Consider the following 18,617-nt stretch of genomic DNA (forward strand, 5'->3'; position numbering starts at 1 on the left):
ACGTTAGTTGGCGCGCTTCGCGGCTTCGGCGAGCTTCGCCCTGTGCACCCGCGCCAGCTCGGCGGCTTTGGCCTGCGCTTCTTCCAGGCGTGACCGCATCGGCGCGCGCCAGTGGTGGCAGATGGCGATCGCCAGCGCGTCCGCCGCGTCGGCGGGCTTCGGCGCGACCTTCAGGCCGAGCAGCTTCGTCACCATGGCGGTCACCTGCGCCTTGTCCGCGCGGCCCGACCCCGTGACGGCGGCCTTCACCTCGGAGGGCGTGTGGAACTCGACCGGCAGGTTCCGTTGCGCGGCGGCCAGGGCGACGACACCCGACGCCTGCGCGACCCCCATCGCGGTGCGGACGTTGTGCTGCGCGAAGACCCGTTCGATCGCTACGACCTGAGGTTCGTAACGGTCCAGCCACACGCAGAGGCCTTCGTACAGCTCGTGAAGGCGCACGGACAGCGGAGCGTCCACGGGCGTGCGCAGGACGTCGACGGCCACGGCGCGCACGACCCGGCCCGGCCCGCCGTCGACGACACCGAAGCCGCACCTGGTCAGACCGGGGTCGACCCCGAACACCCGCACGACAGCTCCCCGGATCGCGAACGAACAACAGTTCGAACCTTATCCGGTGCACCTATAGGTGACTCGCACCGACACGGTTCGACAAGTCCACTCCGGCGTTACTACGGTGGTCGGGTTTCGATCACGGGAGTGACCGGTGAAGAGGTTCTGGGTCGTCGCGGGGTGTGTGGGCGCCGTCATGGCGATCGCCATCCTCGCCGCCTTGGCCGCGCCCCGCGATATCGGTATCGCAATCGACAAGGTCGTGCAGCTCCTGTTCGCCGTCGCCGCTCTCGTCGCCTATGCGCGCAAGGGCGACCGGTGGATGACGGCAGCGATGATCAGCCTCACGATCGGGCTGTCCGCGTGGATCTGGGGCCAGCAGATCATGGGCGTGCAACTGCCGTCGTCGACGATCGCGCCGCTCGGGTTCACGATGGTGCCGGTGCTCTGCCTGGCCGCGGTGGTCGTGAAGGCGCAGAAGCGCCGTGCCGACGACCTGCTGCCGAACTACCGCAGCCGCACCGTGGTCGTGCTCGACGGGCTGATCGTGATCGGGTCGCTGTTCGTGCTGACGTGGGTGTCGGCGCTCGAGTCGCTGGGCCGCGCGTGGGCCACCGAGGGTCCGGGGTTCGCCACCGTCGTCGCGCATCCCGCCGCGTACCTCGTGCTGCTCGTGGCGATCGTGGTGATGTCATGGACCCATCAGGCCGTGCGTCAGTGGCCGATGCTCTTCGTCGCGCTGGCGGGTATCGCGCAGTCGTCGTCGGGCTGGGTGTTCGCCTTCCACATCTCCCAGGGCAACACGGCGATCCCGGCGACCGCGGACATCGGGTTCATGCTGTGCCCGGCGTTCTTCCTGCTGAGCGCGCTGGCGCCGGTGCGCAACCTCGAACCCTCGCCCGGACGCATGCGCACGGCCGACATGCTGCACCTGCTCGTGCCGTACCTGCCGCTCGCGATCACCGGTCTGTTCGTCATCTGGAACACCGCGACCGGCGGCCGGCTCAACCCCGTCGAGACGTACGTCGGCCTTCTGGTCATGTGTCTCGTGATCGTGCGTCAGTTGCTCACGATGATGGACAACGTCCGGCTGATGGACCAGCTCCGCGTCTCTCGCGAACAGCTGCGACACGAGGCGACGCACGACCCGTTGACCGGTGTCGCGAACCGATCGTTGTTCCGCGAACAGCTGGAGCGCGCGCTTTCTGTCCGTGACCGCTCCACGCCGTTGATCCTGCTGTTCATCGACGTGGACGGTTTCAAGGCGGTCAACGACAACAACGGGCACGCCGAGGGCGACATCGTTCTGCGCAACGTCGCCGCACGGCTCGTGAACAGCGTCCGCGACGAGGACACCGTCGCGCGGCTCGGCGGTGACGAGTTCGGTGTGCTGGTCGACGGCGGTGACGCGGACGAGATCGGTTCGCGGCTGCTGGCCGCGCTGGCGCATCCGCACGAGGTGCTCGGCCGGGTGCACCGCGTGCACGCCAGCATCGGTGTGGCGCAACGGTTCTCGTACGATCCCCTGATCACCGCCGACGACGTGCTCCGGGCCGCGGACGCCGCGATGTACACGGCGAAGCGGCTCGGCAAGGGCATGGTCGTCGTGCACGGTTCACCGCTTCCGGAGATGACGTGACCCCTGAGCAGTTGATTTCCTCGCTGGGCATGCAGGAGCTCCCCGTCGAGGGCGGGTACTTCGCGCAGACGCACCGGTCGGCCGAGGCGTCCGCCATCGCGTACCTGTTGCGCAGCCCCGACTTCTCCGGCATGCACGTGCTGGAACACCTGGAGATCTACAGCTTCCACGCCGGGTCGCCGTTGCGGATGGTGCTGCTGCACCCGGACGGGTCGGTGACCGAGCCGGTGCTGAGCGCGTCGAACCCGCAGGCCGTGGTGCCCGCGGGGGTGTGGCAGGGCAGCACTCCGGCCGGTGACTGGTCGTTGGTCGGCACGGTCGTGGTGCCGCCGTACACCGACGACGTCGTGTCGTTCGGGCACGCGGACGACCTGTGCGCGCGCTATCCCTCCCATGCCGCGGTGATCAGGCCTCTGTGCAGGTTCTGACGTCACTAGGATCTCGGGAATGGCGCTTGTCCCGCTCAACGGCATCGAGCTGAACGTCCAGGCCGAGGGTTCCGGCGATCTCGTCGTGCTCGTCATGGGCACCGGCAGTCCCGGCAGGGTCTGGCGCACGTACCAGGTGCCGGCGCTGGTGAAGGCCGGGTACCGCGTCGCGTACTTCGACAACCGCGGCATCAAGCCGTCGTCGGAGTGCGCCGGGGGTTTCACGCTCGACGACATGGTCGCCGACACCGCCGCGCTCATCGAGCACCTGGGCGGCCCGGCGCACGTGATCGGCACGTCGCTGGGCGCCCGCATCACCCAGGAACTGGCGCTGGCGCACCCGTCGCTGGTGCGGTCGGCGGTGATGATGGCGACCTCGGGCAGGCCCGAACCGGTGCAGCAGGCGTGGTCCGCGGCCTTGTGCGACCTGTACGACAAGGGCGTCGAGATCCCGCTGCAGTTCTACGCGGCGGCGTCGGTGATGCGGAACGTGTCGCAGACGACGCTGGCCGACCCGATGGTCGCCCGCGACTGGCTGCAGATGTACGAGTTCGCCGGCTCGGCGCTGAGCGCGGGCGAACGCGCCCAGCTCGGTCTCGCCGAGTACGACTCGCGGCTGGAGGCCTACCGCGCCATCGCGGTGCGGTCGCTGGTGGTCGGGTTCGCCGACGACATCGTGCTGCCGCCGCGGTTGTCGCGCGAGGTGGCGGAGGTGATCCCCGGCGCCCGGTACGTGGAGGTGGCGGGCGCCGGGCACATCGGGTACCTGGAGCGGCCGGACGAGGTCAACCGGCTGCTGGTCGAGTTCCTGGGCGGAGCGTGAACCGGCGGGGGAAGACTCCGAGCGAGCGCGAACGTGAGCTGGCGGAGGAGTTCCCGGAGCTGCACGTGTTCCTGTCCGGCCTTCGTCCCGGTCAGCCGCTGTCCGGCACGGTCGCGGCGATCGAGAACTTCGGCGTGTTCGTGGCGCTCGACGAGGGCCCGCCGCATCCGTCCTACCCCGGAGTCGGGTTCGTCAGGGTTCCTGACGTGAGCTGGAGCTACGACCCCATCACCGAGGTGCTGCGGGTCGGGCAACGCGTCACCGGTGAGTTCCAGGAACACGACGCCTACCAGCAGGAGGCCCGGCTGTCGCTGAAGGCGTTGCAGCCGGCCCCCTGCGGGCGTTCGCCGGTACCGTCACCCTCGGACAGGAACTCCGCGGTCTGGTGACCAAGGTGGTTCCGTTCGGCGTCTTCGTCCGTGTCGCCGACGGCACCGAGGGACTCCTGCACGAGTCGCTGTTCACCTCGGCGCCGCCGCAGGAAGGCGACACGATCGTGGTCGTCCTCGACGACCTCGACGTGGCGCGGAACCGGGTGACGCTCAGCCAGCCGTGACGAACGCGCGAGTCCCGGTCCCCGCGGAGATCAGCGGTGCGCGGCCTGTCCAGTGGGCCGCAACAGGATCTCGTTCACGTCCACAGTGGACGGCTGGGACACGGCGTAGAGCACGGCCCTGCCCACGTCCTCCGGTGCCAGTTTCGGGTCGTCCACACGCGACGCCGGGATGGCGTCGGTGTCGACCAGTCCCGGTTGTACCACCGTCACCCGGACACCGGTGCCGACCGCCTCGGCGCGGATCGCCTGCGCCAGTCCGGTGATCGCCCACTTCGTCGCCGAGTACAGGTTGCCCGGCCGGACGCCCCGGCCGGCGGCCGAGCCGGTCAGCACGAGGTGACCGCCGGAGCGCATCAGCGCGGGCATGGCCGCACGGGCCGTGAAAGCCGTTCCGCAGACGTTCGTGACGACCATGTCCGTCCATTCGGACGGCTCCGCACCCGACGAAGAGACGAACGAGGTGTCCACCGAAACGCCCGCATTGGCGAACACCACGTCGATTCGTCCCCAACGCGATTCCACACGGGACATGAGATCCTGCACGGAATTCCATGAAGAAACATCGCATCGGGCGTCCCAGCCTCGATCCCCGACAGATTCTTCGGCCGAACGGGAGGCCCTGACCACCCGATACCCCGCCTGAGCGGCCAGAGAGGCGGTCGCCGCCCCGATTCCGCGGGAAGCGCCGGTCACGACGAACACGTTTTCCATGATCCGGAACCCTAGTCAGGGAACTGTCAGTGCCGCCTGTTTTGATGTGGCCCATGACTTTGAACCGCAGGTCCGTGTTCGGGCTGGGAACCGTCGCTGCCGCGACGGCCGTGCTCGGCTCCAACGGTGCAGCACAAGCGCAGGAAGACGCGGAGGTGGAGATCGAACGCTCCCCGGCGACGGCCGACCGGTCGCGCAGGCGCGTGGCCCAGGTCTACAAGCGGCAGGTGCGCAAGGCGCGCGGCACCTGGTCGTCGCTGATCACGGTCGCCGACCTCGACGGCACGACGAAGTCCGCCGTGGACGAGGACGCCGACAAGGTCGTCGAGGCCTACAGCGTCAACAAGATCGCGGTCGCGGTCGCCGTGCTGGACAAGGTGGACCGCGGGCTCATCAGGCTCGACCAGACGGTCACGGTGTCGTCCGCGATCGTCATCCAGGACACCGACGGCATCTTCGCGCTCGACGGCGCGTACCCGAGCGAGGTCACCGTCGGTCACGCGCTGGCGAACCTGCTGACCGTCTCGGACAACACCGCGGTCCGCCTGTGCGGCCTGGTCGTGCCGGCGCTGGAGCTCAACGAGATCCTGCGCTCCAAGGGTTTCGTGCACACCCAGGTCGTCCCGGTCGCGAACCCGAACCGGTTCTTCCTCGGCACCACCACCGCGCGCGAGACGCACACGTTGCTGCAGAAGCTGGTCGACGGTCAGCTGCTCTCGGCCGCGTCCACCGCGTACCTGCTGAACATCCTGCGCGCCACGGCCAGCTTCACCGACGGCGTGCGGCTCGACCTCACGACGAACGAGCGGCTGCGCGTGGCCACGAAGGCCGGCTGGTTCGAGGACGGCCGCAACGAGGCCGGGATCATGTTCAGCGCGGACAACCGGGCGATCCTGATCTACTCGATGTTCGCGTCGGGCGAGTTCGCCGGCGACAAGGCCGTGAACGACGAGGACTTCAGCACCACGCACCCGGCCGTCGCGGCCCGCGCGGAGCTCGGACGGTCGATGTTCGACGCCGTCATCAAGATCACGACCACGAAGCCGAGGCACCGCGCGAAGGTCTACACCTTCTTCAACGGTGGCTGATTTTCTTGGAATTATCTGAAACCCGGACCACACGGCCCGGGATTTCGGATATACAGGCTGCAACGCCGGGGTCGGTCGTCGCCGCCGTCGACGACCGGCTTCCCGCGTTGGTCACAGCGCCGGTTCCACGATGTCGTGGTACCTGCGCGTCACCTCCCCGATCACCTCGTCGAAGTCCGCCGCCCAGATGGCCGCGTTGAAGATCTCCACCTCGACGTCCTTCGCGTAGCCGGTCGCCGCGACCTTCCTGGTCAGACGGTCCAGGTCGATATCGCCGTCACCGGGGTAACCGCGACCGAGCAGGACGTCCGCGGGCACGGGCGTGAGCCAGTCGCACACCTGGTACGACGCGATGTGCGGGCCCGCGCGCACGATCTGCGCGTCGAGGTCGGGGTCCCACCACACGTGCAGCGCGTCCACGACGACGCCGACGGACTCGTGCCGTTCGGCGAGATCCAGCGCCTGCGCCAACGTCGACAGCACGCCTCGGTCGGCGCAGAACACCGGGTGCATCGGTTCCAGCGCCAGCACCACGCCCGCCTGCGCCGCGTACACCGACAGTTCCGCGACGGCGTCGGCGACGCGCTGACGTGCGCCGACGAGGTCCTTGTCGGCCGCCACTCCCCCGACGACCACGACCAGCGTGTCGGTGCGCAACGCCGCCGCCTCGTCGATGGCGCGGCGGTTGTCGTCCAGCGCGGCGCGGTTGTCCACGGCCGTGAGGAACCCGCCGCGGCACAACGACGACACCCGCAGCCCGGCGTCCGCGACGAGCTTCGCGGTGCGGTCGAGGCCGTGGTCGGCGACGGGTTCGCGCCACAGCCCGATGGACTCGACGCCGTGCCGCGCACAGCCCTCGACGGCCTCGGCGACCGTCGCGCGTTTGATCGTGGCCTGGTTCAGCGAGAGGCGAGCCATGCGCTCCACCGCCGTTCCGCGAACTCCGGTTCGATCACGCCGGCGATCTCCGCGAGACGTTTCGCCTCGGCCAGGTGCTCGACGGTGCGCGCGGTCTCCAGACCGCCGAGGAGCTGGAACCGTTCCTGGTGCCCGGCGAGCCATGCCAGGAACACGACACCTGTTTTGTAGTAATAGGTCGGCGCACTGAACAGATGACGGGACAAAGGAACCGTCGGCGCCATGATGCGGTGGAACTCGTCGACGTCGCCCTCGTCGAGTTTCGCGAGCGCTTTCGCCGCGATCGGCGCGATCGGGTCGAAGATGCCGAGCAGCGCGTGGCTGTGGCCCTCGGCGTCACCCGCGATCAGCTCCGGGTAGTGGAAGTCGTCGCCGGTGTAGCAGCGGACGCCCTCCGGCAGCGCGCGCCGCAGCCCGATCTCGTGGCCGGCGTCGAGCAGCGAGACCTTCACGCCGTCGACCTTGTCCGGCCGCGAGTGGATGATCTCCAGGAAGTTCCTGGTGGCCCGCGGGACGTCCGCGGAACCCCAGTAGCCCTCCAGCTTCGGGTCGAACGCGGTGCCGAGCCAGTGCAGGACCACTGGTTCACTGACGCGGTCGAGCAGCGTGCCGTAGACCTTCTCGTAGTCCTCGGGGCCGCGGGCCGCCGCCGCGAGCTGACGGGAGCACATGAGCACCGGCTGGGCGCCCGCCTCCTGGACGACGTCGAGCTGCTCCAGGTAGGCGGTCAGCACGGCGTCGAGACCGGGTTCGCCGTCGAGGTGGTCCGTCGCGACCCCCGCGCAGATCCTGCCGGTCTTCTCGGCGGCGCTGCGGCGGACGAGCTCGGCGGCCGTCGGCCAGTCGAGGCCCATGCCGCGTTGCGCGGTGTCCATCGCCTCGGCGACACCCAGGCCGTGCGACCAGAGGTGGTGCCGGAACGCCAGGGTGGCGTCCCAGTCCACGGTCCGCTCGTCCTTCGCCACGACGTGTGCCGCGGCGAACACGATGCGGCTAGACATCGGCGATCTCCACGCGGCGACCCTCCGAAGAGGACCGCAGACCGGCCGCGGCCAGCGCGACACCCCGTGCGCCCGCGCGGAAGTCGTGCGGGAACGGCGCGCCCTCGTAGACGTGGCGCAGGAACTCCGCCCACTGCACCTTGAAGCCGTTGTCGAAGTCCTCGTTGTCCGGCACCTGCTGCCACTGGTCGCGGAACGGGTGCGTGACCGGCAGGTCCGGGTTCCACACCGGTTTCGGCGTGACGGCGCGGGGCTGCACGAAGCACTCGCGCAGCCCCGCGACCGCACTCCCCTCGGTGCCGTCCACTTGGAACTCGACGAGCTCGTCGCGGCGCACCCGCACGCACCACGACGAGTTGATCTGGGCGATCACGCCGTTCTCGATCTCGAAGATCCCGTACGCGGCGTCGTCCGCGGTCGCCTCGTAAGCGTTGTCCTGCTCGTCCCAGCGCGTCGGAATGTGCGTCACGGCCTTCGCGGTGACCGCCTCGACGCGGCCGAACAGGTCGTGCAGCAGATAACTCCAGTGGCAGAACATGTCCGAGACGATGCCGCCGCCGTCCTGCGCCCGGTAGTTCCAGCTCGGGCGCTGCGCGGGCTGCCAGTCACCCTCGAAGACCCAGTAGCCGAACTCGCCACGCACGCTGAGGATCCGGCCGAAGAAGCCGCCGTCGATCAGCCGCTTGAGCTTGCGGATGCCCGGCAGGTACAGCTTGTCCGCGACCACGCCGTGCCGCAGGCCCCGCTCGTCGGCCAGGCGCGCGAGCCCCAGCGCCTGCTCGACCGTGTCGGAGACCGGCTTCTCGGTGTAGACGTGCTTGCCCGCCTCGAGCGCCTTCGTGATCGACTCGACGTGCCTCGACGTGACCTGCGAGTCGAAGTAGACCTCGACCGACGGGTCGGCGAGCGCTCCGTCGAGGTCCGTCGTCCAGCGCGCGAGGTCGTGGCGCTCGGCGATCTCCTTGAGCTTGTCGGCGTTGCGGCCCACGAGGACCGGGTCGACCTTCAGCACGGTCCCGTCCCGCAACCGCACGCCCTCGTCGCGCAACGGCAGCAGTGAGCGGACCAGGTGCTGGCGATATCCCATCCGCCCGGTGACGCCGTTGACCGCCACGCCAATGGTCCGAACCGCCATCGCACCTCCCTGGTAGCAGCGCTGGAAAGCGCTTTCCAGCCACGCTAATCGGGGCGCTTCGCGGACGTCAAGCTCCTCGCGAGTTAGTCTCAGCGCTCACAGGCGTGGTGACGGAGGTGGTCGTGTCCGCCCGACAGGTGACGCTCGCCGAGGTGGCGAAGCAGGCGGGTGTGTCGTTGGCGACCGCTTCTCGCGTGCTCAACGGCAGCACGCGGCAGGTGAGTGAGGATCTGAGCGAACGCGTCCTGCGCACCGCGGAGGAGCTCGGCTACGTGCCGAACGCCTCGGCGCAGGCGCTGGCCCGCAACTCGAGCTCGCTGGTCGGGCTGGTGGTCCACGACATCACCGACCCGTACTTCTCCTGCATCGCCGCGGGCGTGACGCGCGTGGCCGAGGCCGCCGGGCTCTCCGTCGTGCTGGGCACGACGGGACGCCGGCCGGAGCGGGAGGCGGAGCTGCTTTCCACTCTGCGTGCGCATCGGGCGCGTGCGGTGGTGCTGGCGGGTTCGCGGACCACGGACCGCGCGGCGCAGTCGAGGCTCGCGACGGAGATCGACGCGTTCACCGAGCAGGGCGGGCGTGTCGCGTGCGTGTCGCAGGCGAAGCTCGGCACCGACACGGTCGTGCCCGGCAACCGGGCGGGTGGACGCGCTCTCGCCCGTGCGCTCGCGGAGCTCGGCCACAAGAAGTTCGCCGTATTGGGTGGTCCTGCCGAACTCGTGGTGGCCCGCGACCGGCTCGCCGGGTTCAAGGCGGGTCTGACCGACGCCGGGATCGCCTCGCCGGTGGTGGTCAACGGCGCCTTCACCCGGGACGGCGGCTACGAGGCCGCGATGGCGCTGCTGGCGTCGAAATCGCGCGCCACCTGCGTGTTCGCCGTGACGGACGTGATGGCGATGGGCGCGATGGCGGCGTTGCGCGAGCGCGGTGTGCGGATTCCGGACGACATGTCGATCGCCGGGTTCGACGACATCCCGACGTTGCGCGACACGGTGCCCGCTTTGTCCACTGTGCGACTTCCGTTGGAGGAGATGGGCGAGATCGCCGCAGGTCTCGTGCTCGACGGCGGAGGTGATGAGGCCCGCACGGTCCGTGTGGCGGGTGAGGTGGTGCTCCGGGCCTCGACTGCCCACAATTAGACTCGTCTGGCTGTTCACGTACTTAGTCATGAGGAGTTGAGCCGTCCCCATGGGGTCTGGCCCTGATTGGCATACCAGTCCGGTCGGCCGTTCGCGCTGTTCGGGAGCGCGTAGGTGACCGGAACACTTTTGAGCCTGCTCGGTCTGCTCGCCGTCGTGGCGCTGACCGCGGGCACCTTCATCGCGGTGGCGGCGGAGTTCTCGCTGACCGCGCTGGAACGAAGCACCGTCGAACGTCATGTCGCCGAGGTCGGTGACGCGAAGGCGCGGACCATCGACCGTGCGCATCGCACTCTCTCGTTCCAGCTCTCCGGCGCCCAGCTCGCCATCACCCTGACCACGCTGATCACCGGTTACATCGCGGAGCCCGCGATCGCGAACCTGATCGAGCCCGGCCTGACCGCCGTCGGCGTGTCCGAGCCGGTGGCCGACTGGTTGTCGCTCGCGCTCGCGCTGGCGATCGCCACGGCGTTGTCGATGGTGTTCGGCGAGCTCGTGCCCAAGAACCTGGCGATCGCGAAGCCGCTGGAGACCGCGCGCGGCGTGGTCGGCATCCAGGCGGGGTTCTCCACGGTCTTCCGCTGGCTGATCAACTGGATGAACAACTCCGCGAACTGGCTGGTCCGGCGCCTGGGCGTCGAGCCGGTCGAGGAGCTGGCGTCCGCGCGGTCACCGGAGGAGCTGGGCGCGCTGGTCCGCACGTCGGCCGAGCACGGCACGCTGGACCAGGGCACTGCGGTGCTGCTGGACCGCTCGCTGCGCTTCGGTGACCGGACGGCGGGAGAGCTGATGACGCCCCGTGTGCGCGTGGAGGCTCTCCGGGCCGACGCGACGGTGGCCGACCTCGTGCTGAAGGCGCGGGAGACCGGCTTCTCGCGGTTCCCCGTGCACAACGGCTCGCTGGACGAGGTGAGCGGGATCGTGCACGTGAAGCAGGCGTTCGCCGTGCCTTCCGCTCTGCGCGGGTCCACTCCCCTGTCGGCGTTGACGCGGCCCGTGTACTCGGTGCCGGAGACGCTGGAGGGCGACGCGCTGCTGGACCGGCTGCGCGCGTCCGGGCTGCAGACCGCGCTCGTCGTCGACGAGTACGGCGGCACGGCCGGGATGGTGACGCTGGAGGACGTGGTCGAGGAGATCGTCGGCGACGTGCGCGACGAGCACGACCGCGGCGAGGCCGCTCCGGTGCGCTCGCTCGGGTCGGACAGCTGGATCGTGTCCGGGCTGCTGCGCGACGACGAGGTGGCCGACGCGACCGGGTTCCAGATGCCGGAGGGCGACTACGAGACGCTGGCCGGCCTCGTGCTGGCGCGGCTCGGACGGATCCCGGACGTCGGCGACGAGATCCGCGTCGACGGGTGGAGGGTGACCGTCATGAGGATGGACAAGCACCGCGTGGCCGAGCTCCGGGTGGTGTCGTCCTCGTGAACTTCCTCGTCATCGCCCTGCTGCTGGCGGGCAACGCGTTCTTCGTCGGGGCCGAGTTCGCGGTGATCACCGCGCGCCGGGACCGGCTGGAGGCGCTGGCGGACAAGGGGTCCGCCCGTGCCCGCACCGCGATCAAGGCGTCGCAGGAGCTGCCGTTGCTGATCGCGGGCGCGCAGCTCGGCATCACGCTGTGCTCGCTGGGGCTCGGTGCGATCGCCGAACCCGCGCTGGCTTCCGCGCTGGAGGGGCCCCTCGGGGCCATTGGGCTGCCGTTGGCCGTGGTGCACGGTGTGGCGTTCGCGGTGGCGTTGATCATCGTTGTCGCGCTGCACACGATCCTCGGCGAGATGGTGCCGAAGAACCTGGCGATCGCCGGTCCGGAACGGGCCGCGGTGTGGCTGGTCCCGGTGCACTACGGGTTCTCGCGGATGATCGCGCCGGCGTTGGCGCTGTTCACCGCCGTGGGCCGGTGGGTGCTGCGCCGGTTCGGCGTGGAGCAGGTCGACGAGCTGGAGTCGGCCTACACGACCGACGAGCTCGCGTTGCTGATCGGGCAGTCCCGGTCGGAGGGGCTCCTGGAGGACTCCGAGCACCGGCGGCTGACGCAGACGCTGTCGTCCGCCGCGCGCACGGTGGCGAACGTCCTGGTGCCGCTCGACCGGCTGACAACGGTGTCCGCGTCGCCGACCGTGGGCGAGATCGAGGCCGCCGTCGCGGCGACCGGGTTCTCGCGGTTCCCGGTGCTCGCCGACGCCGGTCTGATCGGGTACCTGCACGTCAAGGACGTGCTGGACCTGGAGGGCGCGGCGACGCTGGTGCCGCGCGACCGGGTGCGCGGGCTGCCCGAGGTGCCCGCGGGTGCCCGGCTGGACGAGGCGCTGGCCGCGTTGCGCCGGGCGCAGTCGCACCTCGCGCGGGCCGTGTCGGCCGACGGCGCGGTGCTGGGCGTCGTGGCGCTGGAGGACCTGCTGGAGGAGTACGTGGGCACCGTGCGCGACGGCACCCACGTGCGCTGGGTCTAGGGCGTTTCCGGGGGCGCGGTGCGGATCTCCAGCATCACGCAGCCCTGTTCCGTCCGATAAGGACCGTGGGGCATTCCGGGGCGGCGGCTCGCGAAGTCGCCGCCCCGGAACGTCCTGCCCAGCGTCAGGTCGGTGAGGTCGCCCTCCAGGAGGTAGACCTCCTCGTGGTAGTCGTGGCGGATCACGCCCGTGGTCTCGAGGCCCGGTTCCCAGCGCGCGATCCTCGTGAGGGTCGTGGTGTCCGGGTCGCGGCTCAGGATCCGTTCGGTGACACCCGGATCGGCCGGCCGCCACTCGACCTCGCCCACCGGGAAGAACTCGTGTTCCTCCCGCATCACAACCTCCGGTTCGCCAGCACGGGCAGCTTGGCGCGGACCTCGGCCACGAGCGCGGTGTCCACATCGGACAGGATCGTGCCGGGGGCGCCGTCGAGCCGTTCGCGCACGGTTCCCATCGGGTCGACCACGGCGCTGCGGCCGATGCCCGTCGGGGCGGAGCCGTGGTCGGCGTCCGGGTCGGCCTGGCCGCAGGCGAGGACCCACGAGGTCGCGTCGAGGGCGCGGGCGCGGACCAGGAGGTCCCACTGGTCGGCCTTGCCGGGACCGGCTCCCCAGGAGGCACCGAGCAGGATGACCTGCGCGGTGTCGGCGAGGGTGCGGAAGAGCTCGGGGAACCTGACGTCGTAGCAGGTGGCGAGACCGATCGTGGTGCCGTCGACCTCGAACGTCACGGGCTTCTCGCCGGGGGTGACGGTGTCGGACTCGGCGAAGCCGAACGCGTCGAACAGGTGGATCTTGGCGTAGCCGAGGTGCAGGCCCGCGCCGGTGACGAGCGTGGTGTTCGTGACCCTGCCGTCCTGGCCCGGCGTGAACATGCCGGCGACCACGACGACGTTGTGCTCGTCGGCGATCTCGCGGACGGCCGTCGCCCACGGGCCGTCGAGGGGCTCGGCGACCGGCTTCAAGGACACGCCGAAGCGGCATTGAGTGGCCTCAGGGAGGTGCACGACCCGTGCGCCGTTCGCAGCAGCACTGGCCACTTCCGCACGCACGGTGGCGAGGTTCTCCTGCGGATCAGCGGTGGAGCTGATCTGGCAAAGCGCGAAGCGCATGATCCTCCTCTGGTATACATGTTGTATGCAAGCCGCAGACTCGTTGTCCGGCAGAGAAAAGGCCTACGAGTTCCTCAAGGACACCATCCTCGCAGACCCCGAGATGCAGGGGCGGTTCATCAGCGAGCAGGACGTCGCCAACCAGATCGGCGTCTCCCGCACGCCGATCCGTGAGGCCCTGCTGCTGCTCGCGGCTGAGGACCTCGTGCAGCTCGTGCCGAAGAAGGGCGCGTACGTCGCACCGTTGTCCTCGCGGCAGATCAGCGAGCTGATGGAGCTGCGCGGTGTCATCGAGCGGTACGCCGCCGAGCGCACCATGGGCGAGGGCACGGTCCCGTTGCGGCAGATGCAGGAGCTCATCGAGCAGCAGCGGTTCCTGGTCGAGGACGCGCGGCAGTTCATCGACGTCGACAGGCAGTTCCACGCGCTGCTGGTGGCGGCGACGGGCAACGAGCTGCTGACGAAGACCTACGAGGGGTTGCGCGCACGGCAGGTGCGTGCGGGTGTCGTCGCGTTGTACCGGGCGCACGGCAGGCAGCAGGCCGTGATCGACGAGCACGACGAGATCGTGGCCGCGCTCGAGTCCGGGGACGTCGGCGCGGCCACCGCGGCGATCACCGCTCACTTGGACACCACGCTGAAGGTGCTGCTCAACGGTTGATCCTGCTCCTCGGGCCGCGGGTCGCGGCCGAGCCAGAGGCCGACGAGCGTCACCACGCACGCCACGGTGACGTAGAGGCCGACGACCACCCACGTGCCGAACCCGGCCAGTAGCGCCGTGAAGAGCAACGGGGCGATGGCGCCACCGATCACGCCGGCGAGGGTGTAGGCGAGCGAGCTTCCGGTGTAGCGCAGGCGTTCGGTGAACTGCTCGGCGATGAACGCGGCCTGCGGCCCGTACATGAACGCGTGGAACGCCAGGCCGATGACGACACCGACGACGATCAGCGGCCACGACCTGGTGTCGATCAGCGGGAACAGCACGAACGGCCACACCGCGCCGCAGACCGCGGCCGCCGCGTAGAGCCCGCGCCGGTTGACCTTGTCCGACAGCCAGCCGGCCAGCGGCATCAGGAAGAGCTGGAAGCCCGAGGCGATCAGGACGGCGATCAGGCCGACGTTGCGCGGCAGCTTCAGCTGGGTCGTGAGGTAGGTCAGCACGAAGACGGTGTGCAGCGCGTAGAGGACGTCCGGGCCGACGCGGCAGAGCACGGCGGCGACCAACGGCCGGGTCTGGGTGCGGAACACCTCGCTGATCGGCGCGGACGGGCGGTCGCCGCGGGCCTCGATCGCCTTGAAGACCGGGGTCTCCTCCAGCTTCACCCGGATCCACAGGCCGAAGATCACGAGCACCGCGGACAGCAGGAACGCGACGCGCCAGCCCCACGACATGAACGCGGCGTCCGACAGCGCGACGCCGAGCAGGGCGAGCACGCCGTTGGCCATCAGGTTGCCGGCGGGCGGGCCGATCTGGGCCGCGCTCGCCCAGAAACCGCGTTGCCTCGGGTCGCCGTACTCGCTGGACAGCAGCACCGCGCCGCCCCACTCGCCACCGAGGCCGACGCCCTGCGCGAACCGCAGCAGCACGAGCAGCACACCGGCCGCGGGGCCGATCGCGGCGTGCGTCGGCAACAGGCCGATGAGCAGCGTCGCGATACCGGTGATCAGCAACGTCGTGACGAGCACGCGTTTGCGGCCGATCTTGTCGCCGAGGCGGCCGAACAGGAACCCGCCCAGCGGCCGGGACAGGTAGCCGACGGCGTAGGTCGAGAACGCGAGCAGCGTCGCGGTGAGGGGTTCTTCGCTCGGGAAGAACAACGGGCCGAGCACGACGGCCGCGGCGACGTTGTAGATCGCGAAGTCGTACCACTCCAGGGCGGTACCGGAGAGCGAGGCCACGAAGGCACGCACCAGGGCCGAGCGCGGCACGTCCGGTGCCGTCGTCGCTGAGCCTGCGTTTGTCGTATCGGGCGGCATGGCGTAATACTGCCTGTATACAACTCGTATGCGCAAGGAGTACCGCATGTCTACCGTTCGTACACAGCTCGCCGCGCTGCAGTTCGACCTCCCCGACGGCACCGTCGCCGAGGTCGCCGTGACGACCCTGCTCAACGGCGGCTACGCAGGTCGCAGCCAGGACGACGTGGCCGCTCACGTGCGCGAACTCGCCGAGCTGGGCGTGCCGGCGCCGTCCGTGACGCCGAGCCTCTACCCCGTCTCGCCGTACCTCGCGCAGCAGACCTCGGCGGTTCCCGCGCAGCACGGCCGGACCTCGGGCGAGGCCGAGTGGGCGTTGGTCGTCACCGACGACGACGTCCTACTGACCGTCGCATGCGACCACACGGACCGCGCGCTGGAAGTCCACGGCGTTGCGTGGAGCAAGAACGCCGGGCCGGACGTGCTGGGCCGCAGGGCGTGGCGGTTGTCCGAGGTGGCGGGGCGGATCGACTCGATCGAGCTGACCGCGTGGGCGGACGGCGTGGAGATCCAGCGGGGCACGCTCGCCGAGCTGCTGACCCCGCAGTACTGGGTGGAGCGACTGCGCTACCTCGACCTGCTGCGGCCCGGCACCGTGCTGCTGTCCGGCACGATCCCGATGCACCACGGCGTGGACCAGTTCGCGTCGAGGTGGCGCGTCGAGCTGCGCGACCCGGCCACCGGCGACGTCCTCGACTGCGACTACGAGGTCACGCGGCTGCCCGACCCCATCGGCTGAGCCCGGTATGCGCGCGCCGGGACCTGTCGACGCCCGCGGCTCCCGATCGACGTCCCTGTGAAGGACAGACAGACCCACAGGGAGGCACAGGATGAGCAAGGTCTACACGGGCGCCAGCACCTCGATCGACGGCTACGTCTCGGGGCCGGACTTCTCCGGGTTCGACAGGCTGTTCGCCTGGTACGAGGCGGGCGAAGTGGCGTTCACGATGCCCACGGGCGCGATGACCGTCCACCTCACGCCGGCCAGCGCCGCGTACTACGGCGGGATGATCCAGGCGACCGGCGCGCTGGTGGTCGGGCGCAAGCTCTACGACTTCACCGATGGCTGGGGTGGCCAGCACCCGATGGGCGTGCACACCGTCGTGCTCACCCATCGGCCGTTGGAGGACAACGAGCACTTCACGTTCATCAACGGCGACATCGAGGAAGCCGTCGCGGTGGCCCGGAAGCACGCGGGCGACAAGGCCGTCGGCCTGAACTCCGGCGAGATCGCGCGGCAGGCCCTGGACGCGGGCCTGGTGGACGAGATCTTCCTCGACCTGGTGCCGGTGATCCTCGGTGGAGGGACGCCGTTCTTCGCGCCCGGCAAGGGGTACGCGCTGGAGGGTCCGGTGTCGGTAATCGAGTCGAGCTCGGTCACACACCTGCGGTACAAGGTGAGGTATGAAGATTCGAAGGGTGACTGACGCCGACGCGGAGGAGTTGCTCCGGGTCGTCACGGAATCGCTCCCGCACCTGCGGGCGTGGATGCCCTGGGCGGCCGGCGGTTACGACGAGACGATGCTCGCGGAGTTCCTCGCCGACGCCGCGGAAGGCTGGGCACGCGGGACGCTGTTCCCCCACGCCATCACGGTCGACGGCGCGATCATCGGTGTGGTGACGGCGAACCGCAGCAAGGAGCCGGAAGTCGTCGAGATCGGCTACTGGCTGCATCCCGCTCACACCGGGCGGGGTCATGTCACGGCGGCGACCGCGGAACTGGTCGAGTTCGCGTTCGCGCTGGACGGCGTGGACCGGGTGCAGATCTGGCACGACGAGGCCAACGTCGCGAGCGGCGGTGTGCCGCGGCGCCTCGGGTTCACCGAGATCGACCGCCTCACGCCGCCGCGCGAACCCGCGATCGGCAACCGCGTCGGGGTGGACGTCGTCTGGGAGCTGCGGCGCTCCTGAGCCGGCCGCCTCAGGACGCGAGCGACGCCTTCACCGCGCGGGTGCCCTCGTCCGCGAGCACCTCGTCGTCACCGTTCTCGATCGCCCGCAGCACCTGCGACACGACGTCCTCGGGCCTGACCTTGGGGCCGTCGATGTGCGCCGCCATGTCGGTGTCGATGTAGCCGACGTGCACGCCGACCACGCGGGTTCCCTGCTCCCGCAACGCGTCCCGCGTGGACTTGGTGAACGACCAGGCCGCCGCCTTGGAGGCCGCGTAGCCGCGCGCGGCCGGGTAGCCGAGCCACGACAGGATGCTCAGCACGTTCACGAGGGTGCCGCCGCCGTTGGCCTTCAGCACGGGCGCGAACGCGTCCGTCGTGCGCACGACGCCGTAGAAGTTGACCTCGAACTCCGCCTTGATGCTGTCCACGCCCGCGCCGGGGCCGGTCACGCCGGCGTTGTTGACGACGATCGTGACGTCCCCGAGCTCCTTGGCCGCGGCGGCGACGGACTCGTCGTCGCTCACGTCCAGCCGGACCGGCACGACGCCCTCGTCCACCACGGACTCCGGGTTGCGCGCACCGCCGTAGACCTTCGCCCCGCGCTTCACGAACTCCTGCGCGAACGCCCTGCCCAGCCCTCGGTTGGCCCCGGTCACCAGCACCACTGCACCGTCGAAGCTCATCGCTACCTCCTAAGTTGGATTTCCCAACTCACGGTAGCGCCAGTCAGTTGGATTTGCCAACTCACTGCTAGGATGGTCACATGACCCCTCGAACCTGCTCCATCGCGAACGCGCTGGAGGTCGTGGGCGAGCGCTGGTCACTGCTGGTGTTGCGCGAGGTCTTCCTCGGCAGCACCCGCTTCGACCAGATCGCCGCGAACACCGGCGCCTCCCGCGACGTGCTGACCGTGCGCCTGAAGAAGCTGGTCGCCGCCGGCGTACTGGAGAAGCACCAGTACTCCGAGCACCCGCCACGGCACGAGTACCTGCTCACGGACTCGGGGCGCGCGCTGCACAACGTGATGCTGACGCTCAAGGAGTGGGGTGACACGTACGTGACGGAGGGGCCGCTGCCCCTCGTGTGGGAGCACTCGTGCGGCGCCGTGCTGGAGCCACGGGTCGTGTGCGCGCACTGTGGCGAAGAAGCCACAACTGAGTCGCTGACTCGTGCGGCGGAACTGACCCACTAGGTTGG

At 69.8% G+C, this 18,617-nt stretch carries 23 protein-coding genes; 14 read left to right on the forward strand and 9 right to left on the reverse strand.

The genetic code is table 11. The features are described 5' to 3' along the window. Positions 1-3: 3 nt before the first annotated feature. Positions 4-570: a crossover junction endodeoxyribonuclease RuvC gene (gene ruvC, locus ACWF7A_RS35215; RefSeq protein WP_452254832.1), complete on the reverse strand. Its 567-nt coding sequence runs from the start codon at positions 568-570 to the stop codon at positions 4-6. A gap of 136 nt (positions 571-706) precedes the next feature. On the opposite strand from ruvC, the gene ACWF7A_RS35220 reads away from it, so the two are divergent. From ACWF7A_RS35220 to ACWF7A_RS35240, 5 genes are read left to right on the forward strand one after another with little or no spacing between them, the layout of a single operon-like run. Then, entirely contained in the window at positions 707-2,191 is a 1,485-nt protein-coding gene (locus ACWF7A_RS35220) for a diguanylate cyclase domain-containing protein (RefSeq protein ID WP_452254833.1), read from the forward strand. After that, the gene (locus tag ACWF7A_RS35225; protein WP_452254834.1) at positions 2,188-2,619 is read left to right on the forward strand and encodes a cupin domain-containing protein; all 432 of its coding nucleotides are present in this window, start codon (positions 2,188-2,190) and stop codon (positions 2,617-2,619) included. Before ACWF7A_RS35220 ends, ACWF7A_RS35225 begins: the two co-directional genes overlap by 4 nt. 19 nt (positions 2,620-2,638) lie before the next feature. Further along, entirely contained in the window at positions 2,639-3,442 is an 804-nt protein-coding gene (locus tag ACWF7A_RS35230) for an alpha/beta fold hydrolase (protein WP_452254835.1), read from the forward strand. After that, complete coding sequence (locus ACWF7A_RS35235; RefSeq protein ID WP_452254836.1) at positions 3,439-3,831, forward strand: S1 RNA-binding domain-containing protein; 393 nt, start codon at positions 3,439-3,441, stop codon at positions 3,829-3,831. Before ACWF7A_RS35230 ends, ACWF7A_RS35235 begins: the two co-directional genes overlap by 4 nt. Beyond that, complete coding sequence (locus ACWF7A_RS35240) at positions 3,828-3,998, forward strand: S1 RNA-binding domain-containing protein (RefSeq protein WP_452254837.1); 171 nt, start codon at positions 3,828-3,830, stop codon at positions 3,996-3,998. Before ACWF7A_RS35235 ends, ACWF7A_RS35240 begins: the two co-directional genes overlap by 4 nt. Positions 3,999-4,028: 30 nt before the next feature. Here the strand turns inward: ACWF7A_RS35240 and ACWF7A_RS35245 are convergent, their stop codons facing one another. Beyond that, positions 4,029-4,712, reverse strand: a complete 684-nt coding sequence (locus ACWF7A_RS35245; RefSeq protein ID WP_452254884.1) for an SDR family oxidoreductase — start codon at positions 4,710-4,712, stop codon at positions 4,029-4,031. Positions 4,713-4,762: 50 nt separating this feature from the next. On the opposite strand from ACWF7A_RS35245, the gene ACWF7A_RS35250 reads away from it, so the two are divergent. Beyond that, complete coding sequence (locus ACWF7A_RS35250; RefSeq protein WP_452254838.1) at positions 4,763-5,797, forward strand: serine hydrolase; 1,035 nt, start codon at positions 4,763-4,765, stop codon at positions 5,795-5,797. A 111-nt stretch (positions 5,798-5,908) separates the two neighbouring features. Here ACWF7A_RS35250 and ACWF7A_RS35255 read toward each other — a convergent pair whose 3' ends face one another. Genes ACWF7A_RS35255 through ACWF7A_RS35265 form a run of 3 tightly spaced genes read right to left on the reverse strand, consistent with a single transcriptional unit; the run spans position 5,909 to position 8,851 of the window. Next, positions 5,909-6,715, reverse strand: coding sequence for a sugar phosphate isomerase/epimerase family protein (locus ACWF7A_RS35255; RefSeq protein WP_452254839.1), 807 nt, complete (start codon positions 6,713-6,715; stop codon positions 5,909-5,911). Continuing rightward, positions 6,697-7,716, reverse strand: coding sequence for a dihydrodipicolinate synthase family protein (locus ACWF7A_RS35260; protein ID WP_452254840.1), 1,020 nt, complete (start codon positions 7,714-7,716; stop codon positions 6,697-6,699). Before ACWF7A_RS35260 ends, ACWF7A_RS35255 begins: the two co-directional genes overlap by 19 nt. After that, positions 7,709-8,851 (reverse strand): Gfo/Idh/MocA family protein, encoded by a 1,143-nt coding sequence (locus tag ACWF7A_RS35265; RefSeq protein ID WP_452254841.1) that lies wholly within the window; start codon positions 8,849-8,851, stop codon positions 7,709-7,711. Before ACWF7A_RS35265 ends, ACWF7A_RS35260 begins: the two co-directional genes overlap by 8 nt. Positions 8,852-8,973: 122 nt before the next feature. Between ACWF7A_RS35265 and ACWF7A_RS35270 the strand changes: the two genes are divergently transcribed. The 3 genes from ACWF7A_RS35270 to ACWF7A_RS35280 all read left to right on the forward strand — a co-directional run bounded on the left by ACWF7A_RS35270 (position 8,974) and on the right by ACWF7A_RS35280 (position 12,437). Further along, positions 8,974-9,990, forward strand: coding sequence for a LacI family DNA-binding transcriptional regulator (locus tag ACWF7A_RS35270; RefSeq protein ID WP_452254842.1), 1,017 nt, complete (start codon positions 8,974-8,976; stop codon positions 9,988-9,990). 114 nt (positions 9,991-10,104) lie between these two features. Then, a complete protein-coding gene (locus tag ACWF7A_RS35275) occupies positions 10,105-11,415 on the forward strand; it encodes a hemolysin family protein (RefSeq protein WP_452254843.1) in 1,311 nt (436 codons plus the stop codon). Then, positions 11,412-12,437 (forward strand): hemolysin family protein, encoded by a 1,026-nt coding sequence (locus tag ACWF7A_RS35280; protein WP_452254844.1) that lies wholly within the window; start codon positions 11,412-11,414, stop codon positions 12,435-12,437. The genes ACWF7A_RS35275 and ACWF7A_RS35280 overlap by 4 nt, the downstream gene beginning before the upstream one ends. On the opposite strand, the gene ACWF7A_RS35285 is transcribed toward ACWF7A_RS35280, so the two are convergent. Both ACWF7A_RS35285 and ACWF7A_RS35290 read right to left on the reverse strand, forming a co-directional pair. Next, positions 12,434-12,772, reverse strand: a complete 339-nt coding sequence (locus tag ACWF7A_RS35285; RefSeq protein ID WP_452254845.1) for a cupin domain-containing protein — start codon at positions 12,770-12,772, stop codon at positions 12,434-12,436. The two genes, ACWF7A_RS35280 and ACWF7A_RS35285, sit on opposite strands and share 4 nt — an antisense overlap. Beyond that, on the reverse strand, positions 12,772-13,548 hold the full coding sequence (locus ACWF7A_RS35290) for a carbon-nitrogen hydrolase family protein (RefSeq protein WP_452254846.1): 777 nt from the start codon (positions 13,546-13,548) through the stop codon (positions 12,772-12,774). Before ACWF7A_RS35290 ends, ACWF7A_RS35285 begins: the two co-directional genes overlap by 1 nt. A gap of 25 nt (positions 13,549-13,573) precedes the next feature. Between ACWF7A_RS35290 and ACWF7A_RS35295 the strand changes: the two genes are divergently transcribed. Further along, on the forward strand, positions 13,574-14,209 hold the full coding sequence (locus tag ACWF7A_RS35295; RefSeq protein WP_452254847.1) for a GntR family transcriptional regulator: 636 nt from the start codon (positions 13,574-13,576) through the stop codon (positions 14,207-14,209). Here ACWF7A_RS35295 and ACWF7A_RS35300 read toward each other — a convergent pair. Continuing rightward, positions 14,170-15,525 carry an MFS transporter gene (locus tag ACWF7A_RS35300; protein WP_452254848.1) on the reverse strand — a complete coding sequence of 452 codons (1,356 nt, stop codon included), beginning with the start codon at positions 15,523-15,525 and terminating at the stop codon, positions 14,170-14,172. The genes ACWF7A_RS35295 and ACWF7A_RS35300 overlap by 40 nt on opposite strands. A 46-nt stretch (positions 15,526-15,571) precedes the next feature. On the opposite strand from ACWF7A_RS35300, the gene ACWF7A_RS35305 reads away from it, so the two are divergent. The 3 genes from ACWF7A_RS35305 (at position 15,572) to ACWF7A_RS35315 (ending at position 17,436) form a co-directional block, all read left to right on the forward strand. After that, complete coding sequence (locus tag ACWF7A_RS35305; protein WP_452254849.1) at positions 15,572-16,264, forward strand: DUF2848 domain-containing protein; 693 nt, start codon at positions 15,572-15,574, stop codon at positions 16,262-16,264. A gap of 91 nt (positions 16,265-16,355) precedes the next feature. Next, positions 16,356-16,952, forward strand: a complete 597-nt coding sequence (locus tag ACWF7A_RS35310; RefSeq protein ID WP_452254850.1) for a dihydrofolate reductase family protein — start codon at positions 16,356-16,358, stop codon at positions 16,950-16,952. Then, on the forward strand, positions 16,945-17,436 hold the full coding sequence (locus ACWF7A_RS35315; protein ID WP_452254851.1) for a GNAT family N-acetyltransferase: 492 nt from the start codon (positions 16,945-16,947) through the stop codon (positions 17,434-17,436). Before ACWF7A_RS35310 ends, ACWF7A_RS35315 begins: the two co-directional genes overlap by 8 nt. Before the next feature lie 10 nt (positions 17,437-17,446). Here ACWF7A_RS35315 and ACWF7A_RS35320 read toward each other — a convergent pair whose 3' ends face one another. Beyond that, positions 17,447-18,103, reverse strand: coding sequence for an SDR family oxidoreductase (locus ACWF7A_RS35320; RefSeq protein WP_452254852.1), 657 nt, complete (start codon positions 18,101-18,103; stop codon positions 17,447-17,449). 80 nt (positions 18,104-18,183) lie between these two features. Between ACWF7A_RS35320 and ACWF7A_RS35325 the strand changes: the two genes are divergently transcribed. Next, positions 18,184-18,612: a winged helix-turn-helix transcriptional regulator gene (locus ACWF7A_RS35325; protein WP_452254853.1), complete on the forward strand. Its 429-nt coding sequence runs from the start codon at positions 18,184-18,186 to the stop codon at positions 18,610-18,612. Positions 18,613-18,617: the final 5 nt, after the last annotated feature.

The sequence above is a fragment of the Lentzea sp. NPDC055074 genome, assembly GCF_053608005.1.

Bases quoted from the DNA above. Each gene is read 5' to 3' on its own strand.
- ACWF7A_RS35310 (WP_452254850.1), top strand. From the start codon at position 16,356: ATGAGCAAGGTCTACACGGGCGCCAGCACCTCGATCGACGGCTACGTC.
- ACWF7A_RS35265 (WP_452254841.1), bottom strand. From the start codon at position 8,851: ATGGCGGTTCGGACCATTGGCGTGGCGGTCAACGGCGTCACCGGGCGG.
- ACWF7A_RS35260 (WP_452254840.1), bottom strand. From the start codon at position 7,716: ATGTCTAGCCGCATCGTGTTCGCCGCGGCACACGTCGTGGCGAAGGAC.
- ACWF7A_RS35290 (WP_452254846.1), bottom strand. From the start codon at position 13,548: ATGCGCTTCGCGCTTTGCCAGATCAGCTCCACCGCTGATCCGCAGGAG.
- ACWF7A_RS35325 (WP_452254853.1), top strand. From the start codon at position 18,184: ATGACCCCTCGAACCTGCTCCATCGCGAACGCGCTGGAGGTCGTGGGC.
- ACWF7A_RS35250 (WP_452254838.1), top strand. From the start codon at position 4,763: ATGACTTTGAACCGCAGGTCCGTGTTCGGGCTGGGAACCGTCGCTGCC.
- ACWF7A_RS35305 (WP_452254849.1), top strand. From the start codon at position 15,572: ATGTCTACCGTTCGTACACAGCTCGCCGCGCTGCAGTTCGACCTCCCC.
- ACWF7A_RS35295 (WP_452254847.1), top strand. From the start codon at position 13,574: ATGCAAGCCGCAGACTCGTTGTCCGGCAGAGAAAAGGCCTACGAGTTC.
- ACWF7A_RS35230 (WP_452254835.1), top strand. From the start codon at position 2,639: ATGGCGCTTGTCCCGCTCAACGGCATCGAGCTGAACGTCCAGGCCGAG.
- ACWF7A_RS35255 (WP_452254839.1), bottom strand. From the start codon at position 6,715: ATGGCTCGCCTCTCGCTGAACCAGGCCACGATCAAACGCGCGACGGTC.
- ACWF7A_RS35320 (WP_452254852.1), bottom strand. From the start codon at position 18,103: ATGAGCTTCGACGGTGCAGTGGTGCTGGTGACCGGGGCCAACCGAGGG.
- ACWF7A_RS35285 (WP_452254845.1), bottom strand. From the start codon at position 12,772: ATGCGGGAGGAACACGAGTTCTTCCCGGTGGGCGAGGTCGAGTGGCGG.
- ACWF7A_RS35300 (WP_452254848.1), bottom strand. From the start codon at position 15,525: ATGCCGCCCGATACGACAAACGCAGGCTCAGCGACGACGGCACCGGAC.